Below are 1,431 nucleotides of genomic sequence, written 5' to 3'. Positions count from 1 at the left end.
TTCTGTTAAATAGGTTCCACCTCACGCAGATCTATAGAAATACATATCAAACCCCATACTAAGGAATATCGACCCGGTTTAGTCAACACGGCCTGCATGCTCGGTCGTACCGACCGCATGAATGCTTAGTTGTTGCCAATAGTTTTTTTATTCAAATTTAAATAACGAAGTAGAATCGTAAAATTCAACTTCTGTGTTTTTTAGGATAGATTTGATTCTATTCATTTCCGATTTTAATTCGTTCATTGTTTTGTTTTCAGATATTCTAATTGAAATAGCAACTTTGTCATAATTTTCGTCAATTGCTTTTACAATATGCAAATCTTGGTCACTTAATGATTGTCCATAAATGACAAGATTTTTGTTTTTATTTTCTTTCAGTTCTCTAAAACAATATGTCAGATAATTATTTGACTGAATACCTTTTAATTTCATTTCAGATGTTCCTTCACTTATAAATAAAGGATAATTGTCTTTAGATATTTCTTTTGTAATTACTTCAATCAGCCAATTTTCATCACGTTTTATTTTTATTGTCTCTACAGATTTTTCAAAAACAAAAAGTGCTCCGTGTAAATAGTAAATATGATTTTTCTTAAAAACATCTCCAGTTTTAAAACGCTTAAACCTTTCGTCTTCAAAGAATGGCATATAAAAATAATCTCCGAATTTTTTACTTTCTAAAATTAAATAGTAAAGAAATAAGTCATAATTTGTAGTGAAAATTTGCTCGAATTCCTTTATTTGTTCCGCTACAAGTTTTATTTGGTCTATTTTTATTTCGTCAGGTGTCGGATGAATACGATTAATAGAATCGATTAAACCCTGTTTAATTAAATCTTTATTTCTACTTATTCTTTGTTGTTCAATTTCTAATGCACTACAAACTCTTTCTGTCGATTCTAAATGTTCTAAAATAATTTCAAAGTTTGTCGATTTAAATTCTTTGAATAGCTTTTTAGCATCTTCTGGACAATTTTCTATGTACTTTTCATATAAATTACGATAAAGTAATCTCGAACTGAAATTTAGGCTAAAACCATTTCCTAAAAGTAAAGGGCAATCTGGAAATTGAACTTTAATCCAATCCCATTGTCTTATTCCTTCAGCATTTAATTGTTCGGTCGTGAATTTCATTTCAAATTATTGGCAACGGTCTTGTGTATGAAACGTAGCGTATAAATAAACGCTAACTTTTCGGATTTAGCACGAGCCGAATTTTTTATTTTTATGTTTAATTTTCTTTTATAAATATTACCAAATAAAAAATTTGGCGTACTTTGTAAATATACAAAAACCTCTCGGAAGGCCTATGATAGCTATGTTTTATACACGTTGTTGAACTAAACCTAAAGGTAGCTTTTTGATTTTAATTGTATTAGCTACCTTTAGGAGAGGTTAAATATATAAAGCTTGAAATTATGAAAAAAA

The 1,431-nt window shown here is 28.7% G+C and carries 1 protein-coding gene; it reads right to left on the bottom strand.

Annotation, left to right across the window (positions count from 1 at the left end; all coding sequences use genetic code 11):
- Positions 1-147: 147 nt before the first annotated feature.
- Entirely contained in the window at positions 148-1,137 is a 990-nt protein-coding gene (locus BD809_RS15510; RefSeq protein ID WP_148783897.1) for a DUF4917 family protein, read from the bottom strand.
- Positions 1,138-1,431: the final 294 nt, after the last annotated feature.

It is taken from the genome of Aquimarina intermedia, from assembly GCF_008124785.1.
GTDB lineage: Bacteria > Bacteroidota > Bacteroidia > Flavobacteriales > Flavobacteriaceae > Aquimarina > Aquimarina intermedia.
This window is presented reverse-complemented; position numbering and strand designations above follow the sequence as displayed.